Here is a 17,474-nt window from a genome sequence, read left to right on the forward strand (position 1 = left end):
CTCGCAAATTGAATTGGAGGTGTTCTCATGTCCTTACCTGCAGATCAGCATACGATTCGTATCGAGCAGCTTCGCAAAACATACAATGCCCCCACTCATGGAGATGTACACTATATTATCAAGGATGTCGATCTCGTCATCAAGGGAGGGGAATTCTTTGTCCTGCTTGGTCCCAGCGGATGTGGCAAGTCCACGCTTCTAAATATGATTGCAGGCTTTATCTCCAAGTCGGGCGGTCAGCTCAAGGTGGATAATAAGGAGATCGATAGACCAGGCAAAGATCGGGCCATGGTATTCCAGCAGGCGGATTCTTCTCTCTTTCCCTGGCTTACCGTAAGGGAGAATGTGGAGTTTGGACTTCGGATGGCCAAGGTGCCCAAGTCTCAGCGGCGTACAATATCAGACCGATACATCGAGCTTGTTGGACTGGGTAGTCATGAAGCTAAATTTCCAAAGGAACTGTCAGGTGGCATGAAACAGCGCGTGCAATTGGCCCGGGTGTTAGCCAACGATTCGGCTATCCTGTTGATGGATGAACCCTTTGGGGCGTTGGATGCAATGACTCGGCGTACGATGCAGAAAGAGCTGGTCAATATTTGGCAGGAAACCAACAAGACCGTTATTTTTGTCACTCATGATATTCAGGAGGCGCTCTTGCTGGGTCAGCGCATAGGAATTATGTCAGTAGGGCCTTCATCCAAGATAACGGATATATACGACAATGCTCTGTCTTATCCGAGGAATATTGCCTCGTCCGAGTTCAACACCCTATATGACCAGATTCAAAGCCATTTTGAAGAATAATTGAGGTGATAGTAATATGAGATGGTTGGAGAAAAAGTGGGTGTCTATCCCTCTATTGTGGGTGACGGTAATTCTGATTTGGCAGCTAGGGGCCATGCTCTATGGTCCTGAAGTGATTCCCGGTCCGTGGGATACCATTCTCGGTGCCCGTGAACTGCTTGCTGACGGTACACTGATGCAGTATATCGGAATTAGTTTTACACGTGTGCTTGCGGGTTGGGTGCTTGGCAGTGTGATAGCGATCCCGGTAGGGCTTATCATCGGCAAGGTTCATATGATCCGGCTGTTTGCCGAACCTTTCCTTAATTTTATCCGCTTTATTCCGCCGATTGCATTCATTACCCTATTCCTGGTCTGGTTCGGGATCGGGGAGCAATCGAAGATTGCACTCATCATGTATGCAACGTTCTTCATCGTTGTGTTAAACACGCTGACAGGTGTACTTTCCATTGAAGAAGACAAGATCCGGTCAGCCCGCAGCATGGGAGCAAACGAATGGCAGATTTTGCAACATGTCGTTGTTCCGGCGACGACTCCGTATATTTTCACGGGGGTACGACTGGCAATGGGCACTTCCTATATGGCTATTATCGGCGCAGAGATGATTGCTGCGAATGAAGGCGTGGGTTATCTGATCTGGAATTCTCGATTATTCTTTCGCACAGATTGGATCTTTGTCGGCCTGATTTCTCTGGGCTTTATGGGCTTTCTCACCGATCGGTTATTCAATTGGTTTGGTCGCAGCGTGCTCTACCGTTATGGTGTAATTGGTGGAACGAAGCGGGTCTGAACTGGCACTTGAGGTGATGGCATCCTCGAATCCTTGCTCAAACGGAAGCAGGATCATTCGTCTCAGTTTTATCGCAATATCATAGACCTGATTTGGCAGCTTTCAAAGTTGCCGAATCAGGTTTTTTGTATGCGGGGCCAGGGAGTTTCGGCATTGGGTTCAAACCGTGGTATAATTAAATTTCAAAAATATAAAACGTCATGTGGGCCATAGATGCTGCCACATGCAGGAGAACTTATGGACTGGATTATTGGCGCCGTATGCGCTTTTATTGTGGCGGGTGCTGCCTACGCGAAGAAGTCGCTAACCCTGTCCGGCTGCCTGGCGGCTGTGATCATGGGTACGATATATTACGGAGCGGGCAACCTGTTCTGGTTTGGAACACTGCTGTTGTTTTTCATTACCTCAACACTGTTCTCCAAATTTCGCAAGGATCGCAAGCAGGAGCTTGAGAAATCCTATGCCAAGACGGGCAATCGTGATGCTGGACAGGTCATGGCTAATGGTGGAATCGGCATGTTTCTTGTTCTGGGGAACTGGATCCTTCCACACCCGGCCTGGATGTATGCTTTTATCGGTGTCATGGCTACAGTTACTTCAGATACATGGGCAACCGAGTGGGGAAGTCTCAGCCGTAAGCCACCGCGCTCTGTCGTGACATGGAAGGTGCTGACTCCAGGTACCTCTGGAGGTGTTTCATTACTAGGGACGCTGGCTGCTGCCATAGGTGGAGCTTTGATCGGCGTGGGTGCGTTTTTCTTTTCCTGGATTGCCGGGATCGGAGGATTGAGTCTGCTCAGCTGGACGTGTGTCGGCCTTGTAGGCGGATTGGCAGGAGCTTTTGCCGATTCTTATCTGGGCGCAACGGTTCAGTATATGTATCGTTGTACTGTGTGCGGCCGTGAGGTCGAGGTTAGTGAACATTGTGGACACAAAACCGTTCGAGCGCGTGGCTGGTCTTGGATGAGTAATGATCTGGTGAACGTGCTCAGTTCGGTGATCGGCGGATGTTTAGCGATCGGTTTGGGTATCATTTTGGCGTCGTAGGGAGGGAGTGCGTTTGAGCACTGTGCAAGGAGACAAATCGGAGGCAATTCTGGATGCAGCTTATGGTATTTTCGGTTCAAAAGGATTCTATGAGACGAAAATGTCCGATATTGCGGACGAAGCAGGCATCGCGAAAGGCACCATTTATTTATATTTCAAAAATAAGGAACAATTATTTATCGCCGTATCCAAGCGGGATTGCGACAGTTTTATCAGTCGCCTGGATTATGCATTGAAATCACATGAGAGTACGGGGGATAAGCTGGGTGCGATCGCCAAGACTCACCTTACGTATTATTATGAGCGTCGAAATCATACCAAGCTGTTTTTTATGGCACCCAATAATGATCCGGATCTGATGAAATTCATGAAGGCGTTCATGAATGAATATATGAGCATGGTGCGTGAGGTGTTAGAGAATGCTGGTGTGCCTGAGCCTGTGCTGCTAGCAGAAGCTTATATCGGAATTCTCGATCGGCTAAAGATGGATATCATGTTGAATCCGGAATTTAATGAGGAGCACCTGAACAAACGAATTGCCTTTGCAGCAGCTCTGTTTCTGGACGGATGTCGTTCCTTTCTGCAAGTATAGCGTGAGTGAGCGTAGTTGCATCTTATGTGCAGCCTCATATTGAATACATTTTACAGAGAAGTAGGTTACGAGCAATGAACATAATGACGGTAGAGCAAGTTGCGAAAAGCTATGGTGAGAAAATATTGTTTAAAGACGCCTCATTCGGTATGGGCGATCAGGACAAGATTGGTGTCGTTGGTGTCAATGGAACCGGAAAGTCCACGTTTTTGCGTGTCATTGCAGGTATGGAGCCAGCGGATGAGGGCCAGATCTCGATTGGGAATGACGTGCGTATACAGTTCCTGGCACAAAATCCGCAGTTTAACCCTGATAATACAGTCTTGCAACAAGTATTCGAGGGCGACAGCCCGGAGATGAAAACGGTACGTGAGTATACAGAAACAATGGAGCTACTGGAGCTTAATCCTTCCGATCAGGCACTGCAAGAGCGTTTGTTGCGCTTGAACCAGCAAATGGAGCAGCTCCAGGTTTGGCAGATGGAAAGTGAAGCGAAGAGCATTCTGTCCAAACTGGGCATTCGTCAGTTCGATGCGTTGATGGGCACATTGTCTGGTGGACAGCGCAAACGGGTGGCGCTTGCTTCTGCGTTGATTCATCCCTGCGAATTGCTCATTCTGGATGAGCCTACGAACCATATTGATAATGATTCTGTAGTTTGGCTGGAACAGTATTTGCAAAAACGGCGCGGCGCCCTGCTCATGATTACGCATGATCGTTATTTCCTGGATCGAGTAGCAAATGTGATGCTGGAGCTGGATCATGGGCGTTTATTCCGGTATGAGGCTAACTATACCCGCTTCCTGGAATTGAAGGCTGAGCGTGAAGAGCGTGAATCTGCTTCCGAACAAAAGCGGCAAAATCTGCTGCGTACGGAGCTAGCCTGGATTCGTCGCGGTGCAAAAGCACGGACCACGAAACAAAAAGCGAGAATTGATCGCTTTGAACAGTTGAAGGATCAACAGGGGCCCAATCGTTCAGGCTCACTAGAGGTATCCGTGGGTTCCACACGTTTGGGTAAAAAAATACTGGAGATTGAGCATCTGTCCAAATCGGCAGATGGCCGCAAATTGATTGACGATCTCAGTTACATTGCGGTACCAGGTGACCGGGTAGGTATTGTTGGACCGAACGGTAGCGGTAAATCAACCTTGCTGCAAATGATTTCTGGTAAGCTGGAACCCGATGCCGGTGAGGTTGTTGTGGGCCCGACGGTTAATCTGGGCTACTTCACTCAGGAGCATCAGGAGATGAATGAATCTCTGCGGGTTATTGAGTACATCAAGGAAGTGGCCGAGAATATAAAAACGGCTGATGGATCTCTTATTACAGCAGCTCAGATGCTGGAACGTTTCCTCTTCACACCTGCGTCACAGTGGACACCAATCTCCCGTCTGTCTGGCGGAGAAAAGCGTCGTCTGTACCTGCTGCGTGTGCTGATGGCTGCACCGAATGTCCTGCTGCTGGATGAGCCGACGAACGACCTGGACATTCAGACACTTGCAGTACTCGAAGATTACCTCGATGATTTCCCGGGTGTTGTATTTGTCGTATCCCATGACCGGTACTTCCTGGATCGGACGGTGGATAAAGTACTGTCTTTTGAAGGTGATGGTGCTGTACGTGTGCATGTTGGGGACTACAGTGAATATGCAGAATGGATGTTGAAAAATGCCCCTGCATCTTCTCAGGATAGTGCGACGGGAACAGCTGCTAAATTGAAATCGGCAGCAACGGAAGAAAGTAAACCTACTGCCTCGGCCGCTAAACCTAAGTTGAAGTTCAGCTTCAAGGAACAGCGTGAATATGACCAGATTGATGAGAATATCGAGAAAGCTGAAGCCAATATCGCCCGCATTAATAAAGAGATGGAAGAATCGTTCAGCGATTCAGCCCGTCTACAGGAGTTAATGGCAGAGCAGGCGGAGGCGGAGCGTCATCTGGACGAACTGATGGAACGGTGGACCGTTCTGAATGAGCTTGCGGAACAGATTGAAAACAGCAAGTCTTAAAGCATATTTTCAGTGAATCGTCTTCTCTTCAAAAGCGACTTGTAGTCGTCTTTTGGGGGAGGGCGATTTTTTTTGCATTGATGAAAATGAATTTATATGAAACGTTAACCATATTCAAACCGTTTATTAAATAAAGAATTCCATAGAAGGGGGAGAACTCCACATCCATGTACAGAGAACTGAATGAACAATTGGCAGTGATCAAGGAAAAGGGAAGAATGTACGAGAAATGGAATGATCGGCTGGAGAAGCTGAATCAGGAGGAAGCGGAATGGAAAAGGAAAGTACAGCAGCGTCTGGAGCATCTACAGAAGGAACAAAACGATGTGGATCGCCTCAACAACATGACGTTATCAGCATTCTTTTATCATTTAATCGGCAAAAAAGAGGATCGACTGGAAAAAGAAGAACTGGAGTTGATGGAAAGTAAGGCAGAGTACGATACAGCATGCCAGATGTTAACGGATATCCAGAAGCAGCGCTCGCAAGCCCAACAGCAACTGGACGGACAGCGGCAATATCAATTCTGGCAAAGTGATTACAAGGTGTTATTGGGCAAGAAGGAAAACGATTTGCTCGATAAAGATGCAGAATTGCAGCAGATGGCTGAGGATCGGGAACATCTCTCGGGAGAGCTTCAGGAGCTAAATGAAGCGGATCGAGAAGGTCAGTATCTGCTCGATGCACTTGAACGTGCTGAAAAGGCTTTGTCCTCTGCGGGAAATTGGGGAGTATACGACATGATGGGTGGGGGTATGATATCGACCCATATTAAGCGCAGCAGAATGGATGATGCTCAGGTTGCTATTGTCGATGCCGGAAGACGTCTTCGCCGATTTCAGAAGGAACTGGAGGATGTGAAGATGGCTGTAAACACGGAATTACACCTTGGAGGCCTGCTTTCATTCGCAGACTATTTCTTCGATAATCTCTTTGTGGATTGGATGGTACAAGACAAAATTCGCAAAGCTGAAACTCAGGTGAAGGATGGACTGAGTGCAGTGCGAAGCACGTTACGTGTGCTGAAGGATGAGATCCGTGATCACAAAGTGAAGCTGGAGCTTCTGGGACGTAGGTATTGCGAATATATTGAACGAGCGAATTGAGACATTTCAAAGAAGAAGGACACTTCCGGCTTGCGCCTAAACGGCGCAGCTGAAGTGTCCTTTTTTACATGATAAAAGTGAATGATAGATATCCAAGTCGGCATGCCCGATCAGATCGAGATCACAACTCTGATCATTTATTCAAATGCTGTATTTCCATTCGACTTGTGCATGACCATATCACAATTTACTTGGTCGTAATATATGCGGCGAGCAGTCTCGCTGTATTGAGGACAGCGTCTTTATGCGTGCGTTCCATGGAGTGGGAAGCATGAACGCCCGGACCGATCAATGCAGCACGAATGTTATTTCCTCCACGTAATGCTGCACTGCCATCGGAGCCGTATTGTGGATAAATATCAACGACATAATCAAGGCTTGCTTGTTTGGCCAGTTCGATCAGTCGCGAGGTCATATCGTAGTCATATGGTCCGGACGAATCCTTGGCACAGATGGATACATCCGTCTCCTTGCAGCTAAGGTCGTCACCCATTGCGCCCATGTCTACAGCAATCAATTCGCTGATTTCCGCAGGAATATAAGATGCGCCGTGTCCAACTTCTTCGTAGTTCGAGATGAGCAGCGAAACGTTATGTAGTGGTTTCCAGTTTTCCCGATGTGCAGATTCCAGGATACCGAACAAGGCAGCTACGCTGGCTTTATCATCAAGGTGACGCGATTTGATATATCCGCTGGGTGTAATGACCGCACGGGCATCGAAGGAAATAAAGTCCCCTACAGAGATACCCAATGCCAGAACATCTTCCTTGGAAGAGACCACTTCATCAATACGTACTTCCATATGGCTCTCGCTTCGCTCAAACGTACGTGCATCCGGATAGACGTGTACAGAAGGATGCAGGGAAAGGATGGTGCCTGTGTAGGTCTTTCCATCGCGTGTGTGGATGGAGCAATACTCATTCTCGATACTGTTCATGGTAAATCCACCGACAGAGGTAAGCTTAAGTGTGCCGTAAGATGTGATGGAACGCACCATGGCTCCCAATGTATCCACATGTGCACTCAGTCCGATCGTTCTGGAAGAATCCTGCCCAGGCAATGTGAGCACAGCTCCGCCTTTGTTGTTCAATTCAAAAGCAACATGAAGTGATTCAGCTTCCTTGCGGATCATCTCAATAATATCGTGGGTATAGCCACTAGGGCTGGGAGTATCGAGTAACTTTTTCAGAAAAGATAGGACATAGGATTCGTCAATGGTAAAACTCATATGGAAATTTCCTCCTCGTTAATAATTGTGCAGAAAGTTGTTCTTAAAACAGAATACAGCCTGTCTGGCAGAATGTACAATCCCATTCTTGATAGCCAGCAGGCTGCCTCTAATGTGTTACAGCGTACCCGAAGGATTTCCTTTTCGTTGACTCTGAATGGAATCGGACTCCACAGAAGCGTTGTCCGAATCGATCGTTCCGAATGTATCCATCGATTTAAACGAATCCAGAGAAGAGGTAGAGCTACTTGCTGCGGAGCTTTCCAACTCAGATACACGCAGCTTCAATTGCTTGTTCTCGCGTTGCAGTCGATATTGGCGGAAGATGCCATAAGACCCTACAATGATTCCACCGATTAGGGTGCAGCCAAGAATGAGCAGAATCAGCGGGATTTGAACCGTGTTAAATAGCAGGTTGACTTGTACGGAATCCACATTAATGACCGCAAAAATTCCGGTAAGTAATGCAAAAACGAGACCTGCGATGAGTGCCCATTGCATTTTCATGGTGGTGCCTCCTTGTTGAACAATTCAGGACTATGTATGCAATTACCCTAATTCATGGAGCTTGCATCTTGCTTGATTATAAAATCCCTTGCCCGAATGGGCAAGGGACACAGGTCACATGGACGAGAAAGCAACCTTATTTCGTTAGTTGTTCCATTTGCTCAATCAATTCCTTGAACACACTCATTGCTTCGCGAATCGGCTCTGGCGTTGACATATCCACTCCTGCTTTTTTCAGGATGTTGATGGAATAGTCACTGCCACCGCTCTTAAGGAATCCAAGATAACGGTCCACAGCAGGTTGCCCTTCTTCCAAAATTTGCTTGGAAAAACTGGTCGCTGCTGAGAAGCCGGTCGCATATTTGTACACGTAGAAGCTGTTATAGAAGTGGGGAATACGCGCCCATTCCATTTCAATATCTTTGTCCACCACCATGCTATCTCCATGGTATTTGACATTAAGGTCATAATAAATCTCGGAAAGCAGCTGAGGTGTGAGAGCTTCACCCTGTTCAGCACGCTCGTGAATGATTTTTTCGAATTCTGCAAACATGGTTTGACGGAATACCGTGGTACGGAACTGATCTGCATAATACGTCAGCAAGTATAGCTTTTCCTTCGGATCTGTCGATTTATTGAGCAGATAATCCATCAACAAAGCTTCATTCGTTGTAGATGCAACCTCAGCCAGGAAAATGGTGTACTGTGCATCACGATATGGAAGCGTAGTGTCTGAATAGTGGGAATGCAGTGCGTGGCCCATTTCATGTGCCAGTGTAAACATGCTATTCAGGTTATCTTTGTGATTCAACAATACGTAAGGGTGGGTGCCGTAGGCTCCCCAACTATATGCGCCTGAACGTTTATTCTCATTTTCGTATACATCAATCCAGCGATCATCATAGCCGGCCTGCAATGCGTCTGCATAATCCTTGCCAAGCGGCTTCAAGCCGTCTTTAACCGTTTGTTTTGCTTCCTCGTAGGTAATGTCCATTTTGTATTCATCCACCAGTGGGGCGAAAAGGTCATACATATGCAACTTATCTACGCCGAGCAATTTTTTGCGCAGGTCCATATAACGGTGTAACAGCGGAAGACTCTCATGAATCGTATCCACAAGATTGGTATAGACATCCTTCGGGATGTTGTCGCCATAAAGGGACATATCCATGACGGAAGGGTATTTCCGAACATCGGCATAAAACATGTTTTTAGTTACGTTAGCGTTCAGAGCTGCAGCGATGGTGTTCTTTTGCTTGCCGTAGGTTTCATACACCGCTTTGAAGGCACGTTCGCGAACTTCCCGATTCGGATTTTCCAAGAACTGAATATAGCTGCCATGAGTCAGTTCCACTTCGTTTCCATGCTCATCCTTGATTTTTGGGAACTTGAGATCGGCGTTGTTCAACATGCTAAAGATGGTCTGTGGTGCCTGGGATAGGTTACCCACCTGTGCGAGCAAAGCTTCCTCGGCTTGGCTCAGTACATGAGCCTTTTCACGTTTCATCTCTTCCAATGTGAACTTATAGGCAGAGAGTTTCTCGTTGGAGATGAGGGCATCCAACTGATCATCCGGAAGGGACAAAATTTCGGGTGTAACATAAGATAGGGCTTCACCAACCTGCACGCTTAACTTTTGTGCTTTTTGGGACAGGTTTTGATATGTAGGGTTAGCTGTGTCTTCATCTTGATGCATCCGTGCATACACAAAGAGGCGTTCGGTTTTGAGACTGATCTCATCTTCGAGTTCAAAACAGCTTTTGAGAGTCTCAGGTTTGTTCAGTTTGCCTTGGAATTCGGAGGCTTTCTTAGTCAAAGACGATACTTCTTCATATTCCTGATCCCAAGCTTTCTGATCGGCGAATAGATCTTCCAGTTTCCAGGTTTGTTCAGTAGGTACCTCGGAACGTTTCAATAGTTGACTCATGGGAATCCTCCTTTGATGAAGTGATGAATATATAGACGAAGCTGCCTTCGTCCCACTCGCTTGTGCGGAGAGAGACGAAGGAATCAGACTAAGTACCAGCAGAATGAACAGCAATTTGCGGTATTTCAACGGCCTTCCTCCTCACTATACGAATAATCCCGTATAGTATGACCTGAGGGGCATTGAAATATTTGAAGAAGCTAGGCTCCCATATTGACCAAAAAGTAAACGATCAGGAAAAATGCGAAACAGATCAGCAGGGTGGCAATCAGAGCCATGCCCCGTCTTAGACGATCTGGGATGGAGTTGCGTCCCAGAATCAGCACGATTCCTAAGGAAAAAGCAAGAATAATAAAGATGACAACATTGCTTGAGTCAAGCTGCATGGGCTAGACCCCTTTGAAGGCAGCCATCAGTTGACGCCATTCGTCCTCGCGGTTCTCGAAATCTTCTTTCGGGAAGCGGCGTTCAGCCCAGTGCATCAACGCAGGACGGCTGAGGAAGGTATGGCATTCTTCGCCCCATTCTTCCGAGATTTCACGAAGCACCAGATATTTGCCTTGAACTTCTACGGTCATCATATTCCACTTGTCTGTTTTGTATATTTCATGTTTTTTTATCATAGGTAGTCTCCAAACTAACGGTTTTGGTAAAATGATACCGTACCCTTGGATTCAAAGCAAATTTTTTCGACTTTTATGGAAAAGATAAATTGCAATGTAGAAGGTCATACAGTATAATGAGGGTATTCGCCATAGATGGCGATATTTTTAGGAGGTTGTTCATTTGAAAGGTACAGTTAAATGGTTTAACGCAGAAAAAGGCTATGGCTTTATTTCAGTTGAAGGCGGCGAGGACGTATTCGTACATTTCTCCGCAATCCAAGGCGACGGCTTTAAAACATTGGAAGAAGGTCAAGCGGTAGAATTCGAAATCACTGATGGAAACCGTGGTCCTCAAGCAGCTAACGTAAACAAATTGTAAGAATATTTCCGGTCATACGGATTTCTTATAAATGATTGGCTTCTAGCTGAATATACGAACCCAAGCACAGTCCCCCCATGGGAGACTGTGCTTTTTTTGATATATTTGAGAAGTGGAGTTCCATATGGGAAATCCTTTTTGGATGTTTATGTGCGGCTATTCATGCTTGACCAAAGCTTCATACAAAATCCAACAAGTGCGGCCAGGGAAAACGCCATCGCAGTGAGATAGAAGGTGTTTCTGTTGGTATGCTCCAGCAGCAATCCTCCCAGTGTTCCGCTGAGCAGACCGGAAGCGCTGGACCACACAATGGTGAACAGGGCCATACCAGTGGCGCGATAGCCATCCGGGACAAGGCGGGTAATATAACGGACTGCCGTCACGTAGAAGATGCCAAAGGTCACGCTGTGCATCGTCTGAATAGCAACGACCGCCGCGGGTGTATCCGAGATGGACATCAGAAATAAGCGAATTGTATACATCAGCGCAGCGATCGTCAGCAAAGGAAGTTCTTTGTAGCGATTGCCGTATCTGCTTAGCAGCAAAAACACCGGAATCTCACTGACCGAAGAGATCAACAGGGACCAGCCGATGAGCCCTTCACTGGCGCCTAGATCTTTCAGTGTAATGGTGAGAAAAGCTTCATTCATCCGGTGACCCAGAGCGAGCAGAAAAACGCAGCCGAAAAAGGTGAGAACATCCCTTCTTTTCAAGATGGACCACAGTCCCGAAAGATCCATTTTAGTGCTGCTGCCCGAAGGCTGATCTTTTAATCGAAAACCGATCAGGAGAGTAGTCGCGGCCAGCGCGATACATACCCACATCGTCCATCTCGGTCCGAAAGATCCGAGAAAATATCCAATGCTTAACGCAAAGAACGCATATCCGATCGAGCCAAATACACGAATGGAAGTGAAATTTCGCCCATACTTGCTTGCGGTTGTAATCGCCATCGTATCCGAAAGAGGATAAACCGGGTAGTAGAAAAAGTAAAACAGGGTCACCAGTACAAACACCTGACCAAAGGTTGTGGCATTGGCAAGCATGACACCTGTGATCAGTTGCCCGGCAAGCAGGATGATCATCACTTTGCGTACGGTATTGTAACGGTCACTGGCCATACTCCAGAACATGTTGGAGAATACGGAGACGAGAGGACCGATTCCGTACAGGTAACCGATTTCGGCCCGACTGAACCCCAGATGACTGAAATAAAGCTGGAAATACGATACCACCAGAACGGTGGAACCGAAGATGGTGAACATGAGTGCCCGCAGCCAGTTTTGATCTGGCCGGGCGGTATGACTTGATTTCATGATGAAAGGCTCCATTCTTGATTACAGTTCAAATTTATTATCCCTTGAGGGAAGATGATTTCCCAGATGAGTGTACAGACATGCTAGGTTCCTTCTGCGTACGCCGGATGACAAGCCAGACAATGACAAGTTCGGCAAGCAGGCCAAGGGATTGAGCCACTGCACCGATCATGCCGTTCCACGCAGGGAATATGCTAACTAGAATGAGGAGGACAATCACCGTACATATGGCATTGGCCGTCTGGGAGCGAAACATCGTTTTGGTCTGTCCGCGCAACAAAATCAAACCATTACTGAAGTCGAGAAAAGGTGAAATCAGCGGAAAGAGTACAAACGCACGCAGTGTCCACAAACTTTGCTGTAGCAAATTGCCCTGAACGCTCATTACATTTTCCAATACCCACGGTCCAAGCGGGGTGTAGGCAATCGTTACGGTCATGGCAAAAGGAACAAATCCGGTGACCAGTGCGAACTTCTTCACAAGTTTGGCATCAACAAGATAGAAATTCAGCACGATTTGGTGGATGTATGTAAAAAAGCTTAGCATCAGCTGCATCAGACTACTCGCAACGGCAAAGGAAGAGATGGCCAGAGCAATCCCGGTCGTTTTGCCAAGTACGATATTAATGACGGGTCCGATAAACAGGGCCACAAAACTGGATAATAACAGCGGTTTGTAAAAGCGAAAGACGTCTGCCTTGTTTTCAACAGGATGATCTTCCAGCTTGGCTGGCATCTTGCGTTTGATGCTGTTACCTTCAAGAAAACTGACCAAAGCCTCAATCATCATACCTGCGGCAAAAATGATAGCGCCTACACGTCCACTGTCAATGCTGTCTGTATATATGAAATACAAGGACAGGCCATACATGCCGGCAAGGCGGAATAACATGCCGATCGTCAGCCATTTCGTACGGTTATTCGTAATAATGATGCCCTGATAGATGTTGCGGATGACCGAAAAGATGCTGACATACATGAGAATCTCGTAGACGTCTATCACTTTGGATAACAGATCCGGGCTTACGCCAAACAGATATTTGAATACACCTGTACCAATGGGAGAATATACGATGAGAAATCCGATCAGAAGCACACAAGCGAGAAATATTTTGGTCACAAACGTGAGGGCCTGAAAGGAAAGGCGGTCCCGAACCAGCGCCGAACAGGTTTGACGCAGCAGGGTTGAAGGGCGCTCGGTGAGGGTCAGCAGGCTACCGGCGATAGCGTAGCTGGCAATGACCGTCTCGGGATGAGCGGAACGTGCGAGTGTGCTGTTAATGATCACGTGCGAGATGGTAACGAGAGAGGCGGATATGCCCAGCGGCACAAAAAATGCAAATAACCGTCTCCACGAAAGTGGTTCACTTGACGTCATGTCAACGACTCCTTTGATGGATGAAATATGCCTAGTATATCACAAAGCCTTGAAAGCGGATGCGATTTTTTGTGCGGAATATGCGGGAGATCATTTGTACAATTAAGGGGATCATATTATAATAGGATTGGTTAAAAATCGCTCTAATACGTATTCAACCAAGTGGAGGCACATTTATTTTGAGCCAATCAAATCGAAATCGTCATCAATATCCGCGTGGACCGTTGGCATTGATGAGAGGGGTGTACAAATACACCATTCCGGAAACGCGGAAGGAATTGGATGGATGGCGTGCCCAAGCTGAGAAAATTCCGAATGAGGAATTGCGCAATCAGGCACTGGCCAGTCTCAGGGACAAGCAGTTCCACTGTGAAGGCGGGACCGTTTATGCTTTACCTGATTTGCCGAACAGGCACATTCTGATTCCACTGATCGTTTCATATCAGACTATTAGTGATTATTTGGACAATTTGTGTGATCGCAGTACATCGATGGACCCGAATGACTTTCGGCTTCTCCATCAATCTATGCTTGATGCGGTAGATCCCGAAGCAACCCCTGTCAATTATTACGCGCTCCGTGAGGAGCAGGATGATGGTGGATACCTAAGGAATCTGGTGACCTCATGTCAGGAACTGACTCGTCAGTTGCCAGGCTATGCATCCGCCAAGCCTCAAATTCAGGATCTGGCAGGCCTATACACGGACCTGCAGGTATATAAGCACATCAAGCCGGAACTGAGAGAAACGGCATTGCTGGAATGGTGGTCGGAACATCGCCACCGTACACCTCAGTTCCGTTGGAACGAATTTGCCGCCGCTACCGGCTCTACGCTGGGCGTATTCATGCTGTTTCTGGCTGCGAGTGATGATCAGCTGACAGAGGAGCAGGCGGCTTCGATCCACACTGCCTATTTTCCTCATGTATGCGCACTGCATATAATGCTCGATTATTTAATCGATCAGGATGAAGATCGTATCGGAGGAGATCTCAACTTCTGCAATTATTATGAGAATGTGGAGACAATGCTGGACCGAATTGCTTTTATTGTGGAGATGGCCCGCAGTGATGTGCAGAAGATTCCGGGAAGTTCGTTCCACCGGATGATTATCGAAGGACTGCTTGCCATTTACCTGTCTGATCCCAAAGTCAGCGAACAACAGGAAGTTCGCGTCGTTTCCAAGCGTTTGATGAAGAATAGTCCGATGACAAGAGTATTTTTCTTTATCTTTAGCCGCTGGATTCGTAAGCATATGTAAGTCAGGCGTATTGGTGGGAGCCTGAAGTGAAACTAGAGGAGGAAGAAACATCATGACAGCAGTAAAGAAAATCGCAGTTTTAACGAGCGGTGGTGATTCACAAGGGATGAACGCGGCTGTTCGTGCGGTTGTTCGCAGCGGACTGTTTCACGGTCTCGAAGTGTACGGGGTTCAACGTGGATACCAGGGTCTTTTGAATAACGATATTTTCCCGATGGATTTGCGGAGTGTAGGGGATATCATCCAGCGTGGGGGAACGGTTCTGCAATCGGCACGCTGTAAGGAATTCTATACCGCTGAAGGTCAGCAAAAAGGTGCAGACATTCTGCGTGCACGCGGCATTGACGGCCTGGTTGTTATTGGTGGAGACGGTTCATATAACGGTGCCAACAAACTGAGCAAGCTGGGCATCAACACGATGGGTCTTCCGGGAACGATTGATAATGACGTTTCTTTCACCGATTACACGATCGGATTCGATACAGCAGTAAGCGTAGTAGTAGATGCAGTTAACAAATTGCGCGATACCATGTCTTCACACGAACGTTCTTCCATCGTGGAAGTAATGGGTCGTCACTGTGGCGATATCGCTTTACATGCAGGACTCGCATCGGGTGCAGAAACTATTCTTGTACCGGAAGTTCCGTTTGACATGGACGAAGTGGCAGATCGCATGAAAGCCAATTTTGCACATGGCAAACGCCACAGTATCATCATCGTTGCTGAAGGCGTGGGCAAGGGTGAGGATGTAGCAAAAGAACTGATGGAACGCTGCCCAACGTATGAGCCGCGTGTAACTGTCTTGGGTCACATTCAGCGTGGAGGTACACCAACTCCGTTTGACCGTAACCTTGCCAGTCGTCTGGGAGATTTCGCCGTACGCAGTCTGATCGCAGGTGAGACAGACAAAGGTTGCGGTATTATCAAGGGAGAACTGACCCTGACGGATATTGATAAAGTGGTTAATACCAAAAAAGACTTCGATATGGAGACTTACCAGCTTGCACAGCGTTTGTCCCAATAATCCAGTCATCAACAAAAGTTTAAAATTAAAAGAGCACAGTCCAGTTTTATCGCGGGCTGTGCTCTTTGTTATATTTCTATTATTTATTTTCAGCCATACGAACCGAGGCTTGCTTCTGAACAAGGAACAGTCTCCAAAGAAGCGCCGTTGCTCCAACAGCGAGGCCGGCAATGAGTCCAACCCAGTATCCAAAGGCACCGAGTGAAGTATACGTAGCCGTGATGTAGCCGACCGGTAGACCGATGATCCAGTACGCGACAAACGTTATGATCAATGCAGGATTCACGTCCTTGTAGCCTCGAAGTGCTCCCTGCGTTGGGGTGGCAATGGCATCAGAGATTTGAAAGAAGATGGCGTAAATCAGGAAATGCTGTGTCAAAGCAATAACCTCGCGATCATTCGAGTATACGCCCGCTATTTGTTCCCCGAATACCAGTAATACCACAGCTGTTAACAGAGAGAGTCCAATGGCTCCTCCGATACCCAGGAGGCTGTATTGCTTTGCGTCTCTCACACGCCCTGCGCCCGCCTCGTAGCCCACAAGAATCGTAAGGGCCATACATATACTTACAGGCAGCATATACAGCGTAGAAGCGAAATTCAGGGCTGCCTGATGGGCAGCAATCGTAATAGTGTCGAACCGGCTCATTAATAATGTGACCGCTGCAAAGATGGAGGTTTCAAAAAAAGTAGCGAAACCGATGGGGACGCCGATCTTGAGCAGCTCTTTCCATTTGGTCAATGAAATGTTGGGCAATTTACGAAAGATCCCATATTGGGCAAAGGGCTCAATCCGGTGTACAAAAAAGAGGCTGAGGAGAAAAATGAGCCAGTATGTACTTGCTGTAGCCACACCTGCTCCGACACCTCCCAGTTGGGGAAAGCCCCAGCGTCCAAAGATAAGCAAATAGTTCAGGAAGATGTTAACTGGTAGCGAAACCAGCGTAATCATCATCGTGATCCGTGTCTGGCCCAATGCATCCATAAAACTCCGTAGCACAGTGTAGCCGAAAAGGGGGATAACCCCAAAAGCCAAAGCACACAGGAAATAGAAAGCGACTTGAGCAACCCGCGGCTCCAAAGGCATTCCGTTTAGAATCGGACTGAGCAGCAATGTGCCTGCTGCAAGAACGACGATTCCGACCGCCATACCGAGATATAAGGCTTGAATGACGCTATGACCAATCTTGTCATTACGCTTTGAACCGAGCAGGTGGGAGACGACAGGTGTAATGCCGATTAGAATACCGCTTAGTCCTGTCTGCACAGGTAACCACAGACTTGTGCCAATGGCGACACCCGCGAGATCAGCAGGGGAGAACTTGCCTGACATATTGGTATCGAAAAACGACATGGCAGAGAGGGCGATTTGTGTGGTGAAGATGGGTAGAAATATAATCAGGAATTGCTTTACTTTTTGAGAAAAGCTGGTGGTGGTCATGTTCACTGGCAGTGCCTCACTATTCTTAAGAGTTATCACTAAACTGTCATGTACGGACA

General features: G+C 47.3%; 17 protein-coding genes. 9 read left to right on the plus strand and 8 right to left on the minus strand.

Features of this window, described 5'->3' with window-relative positions:
* Window positions 1-27 precede the first annotated feature (27 nt).
* The 6 genes from G3352_RS02450 to G3352_RS02475 all read left to right on the plus strand — a co-directional run bounded on the left by G3352_RS02450 (window position 28) and on the right by G3352_RS02475 (window position 6,351).
* On the plus strand, window positions 28-804 hold the full coding sequence (locus G3352_RS02450; RefSeq protein WP_163753510.1) for an ABC transporter ATP-binding protein: 777 nt from the start codon (window positions 28-30) through the stop codon (window positions 802-804).
* A 16-nt stretch (window positions 805-820) separates the two neighbouring features.
* Complete coding sequence (locus G3352_RS02455) at window positions 821-1,594, plus strand: ABC transporter permease (protein WP_163753512.1); 774 nt, start codon at window positions 821-823, stop codon at window positions 1,592-1,594.
* A 237-nt stretch (window positions 1,595-1,831) separates the two neighbouring features.
* Entirely contained in the window at window positions 1,832-2,641 is an 810-nt protein-coding gene (locus tag G3352_RS02460; RefSeq protein ID WP_163753514.1) for a DUF92 domain-containing protein, read from the plus strand.
* A gap of 13 nt (window positions 2,642-2,654) precedes the next feature.
* Entirely contained in the window at window positions 2,655-3,233 is a 579-nt protein-coding gene (locus G3352_RS02465; RefSeq protein WP_076292048.1) for a TetR/AcrR family transcriptional regulator, read from the plus strand.
* Window positions 3,234-3,307: 74 nt separating this feature from the next.
* Window positions 3,308-5,245, plus strand: a complete 1,938-nt coding sequence (locus G3352_RS02470) for an ABC-F family ATP-binding cassette domain-containing protein (protein WP_163753516.1) — start codon at window positions 3,308-3,310, stop codon at window positions 5,243-5,245.
* 167 nt (window positions 5,246-5,412) lie between these two features.
* Window positions 5,413-6,351, plus strand: a complete 939-nt coding sequence (locus G3352_RS02475) for a hypothetical protein (protein WP_163753519.1) — start codon at window positions 5,413-5,415, stop codon at window positions 6,349-6,351.
* 187 nt (window positions 6,352-6,538) lie between these two features.
* On the opposite strand, the gene G3352_RS02480 is transcribed toward G3352_RS02475, so the two are convergent.
* From G3352_RS02480 to G3352_RS02500, 5 genes are all read right to left on the minus strand, one after another.
* Window positions 6,539-7,579: a M42 family metallopeptidase gene (locus G3352_RS02480; protein WP_163753521.1), complete on the minus strand. Its 1,041-nt coding sequence runs from the start codon at window positions 7,577-7,579 to the stop codon at window positions 6,539-6,541.
* A 117-nt stretch (window positions 7,580-7,696) separates the two neighbouring features.
* Window positions 7,697-8,086 carry a LapA family protein gene (locus G3352_RS02485; protein ID WP_163753523.1) on the minus strand — a complete coding sequence of 130 codons (390 nt, stop codon included), beginning with the start codon at window positions 8,084-8,086 and terminating at the stop codon, window positions 7,697-7,699.
* Between the two features lie 136 nt (window positions 8,087-8,222).
* Window positions 8,223-10,013 carry an oligoendopeptidase F gene (gene pepF / locus G3352_RS02490; RefSeq protein WP_163753561.1) on the minus strand — a complete coding sequence of 597 codons (1,791 nt, stop codon included), beginning with the start codon at window positions 10,011-10,013 and terminating at the stop codon, window positions 8,223-8,225.
* A gap of 200 nt (window positions 10,014-10,213) precedes the next feature.
* Window positions 10,214-10,399 carry a hypothetical protein gene (locus G3352_RS02495; RefSeq protein ID WP_024629224.1) on the minus strand — a complete coding sequence of 62 codons (186 nt, stop codon included), beginning with the start codon at window positions 10,397-10,399 and terminating at the stop codon, window positions 10,214-10,216.
* A 3-nt stretch (window positions 10,400-10,402) separates the two neighbouring features.
* On the minus strand, window positions 10,403-10,636 hold the full coding sequence (locus tag G3352_RS02500) for a hypothetical protein (RefSeq protein WP_024629225.1): 234 nt from the start codon (window positions 10,634-10,636) through the stop codon (window positions 10,403-10,405).
* Window positions 10,637-10,799: 163 nt separating this feature from the next.
* Between G3352_RS02500 and G3352_RS02505 the strand changes: the two genes are divergently transcribed.
* Window positions 10,800-10,997: a cold shock domain-containing protein gene (locus G3352_RS02505; RefSeq protein WP_017689394.1), complete on the plus strand. Its 198-nt coding sequence runs from the start codon at window positions 10,800-10,802 to the stop codon at window positions 10,995-10,997.
* A gap of 146 nt (window positions 10,998-11,143) precedes the next feature.
* On the opposite strand, the gene G3352_RS02510 is transcribed toward G3352_RS02505, so the two are convergent.
* Window positions 11,144-12,313, minus strand: coding sequence for an MFS transporter (locus tag G3352_RS02510; RefSeq protein ID WP_163753525.1), 1,170 nt, complete (start codon window positions 12,311-12,313; stop codon window positions 11,144-11,146).
* A gap of 37 nt (window positions 12,314-12,350) precedes the next feature.
* The gene (locus G3352_RS02515; RefSeq protein ID WP_163753527.1) at window positions 12,351-13,691 is read right to left on the minus strand and encodes a multi antimicrobial extrusion protein MatE; all 1,341 of its coding nucleotides are present in this window, start codon (window positions 13,689-13,691) and stop codon (window positions 12,351-12,353) included.
* 179 nt (window positions 13,692-13,870) lie between these two features.
* Here G3352_RS02515 and G3352_RS02520 point away from each other — a divergent pair, with 179 nt between their 5' ends.
* On the plus strand, window positions 13,871-14,950 hold the full coding sequence (locus G3352_RS02520) for a tetraprenyl-beta-curcumene synthase family protein (protein WP_175381611.1): 1,080 nt from the start codon (window positions 13,871-13,873) through the stop codon (window positions 14,948-14,950).
* Between the two features lie 52 nt (window positions 14,951-15,002).
* Window positions 15,003-15,974 (plus strand): 6-phosphofructokinase, encoded by a 972-nt coding sequence (gene pfkA, locus G3352_RS02525; RefSeq protein ID WP_076292040.1) that lies wholly within the window; start codon window positions 15,003-15,005, stop codon window positions 15,972-15,974.
* A 79-nt stretch (window positions 15,975-16,053) separates the two neighbouring features.
* On the opposite strand, the gene G3352_RS02530 is transcribed toward pfkA, so the two are convergent.
* Window positions 16,054-17,415, minus strand: a complete 1,362-nt coding sequence (locus tag G3352_RS02530; RefSeq protein ID WP_163753564.1) for an MATE family efflux transporter — start codon at window positions 17,413-17,415, stop codon at window positions 16,054-16,056.
* Between the last annotated feature and the right edge of the window lie 59 nt (window positions 17,416-17,474).

The sequence above is a fragment of the Paenibacillus sp. ALJ109b genome (genome assembly GCF_010747435.1).
Classification (GTDB): domain Bacteria; phylum Bacillota; class Bacilli; order Paenibacillales; family Paenibacillaceae; genus Paenibacillus; species Paenibacillus taichungensis.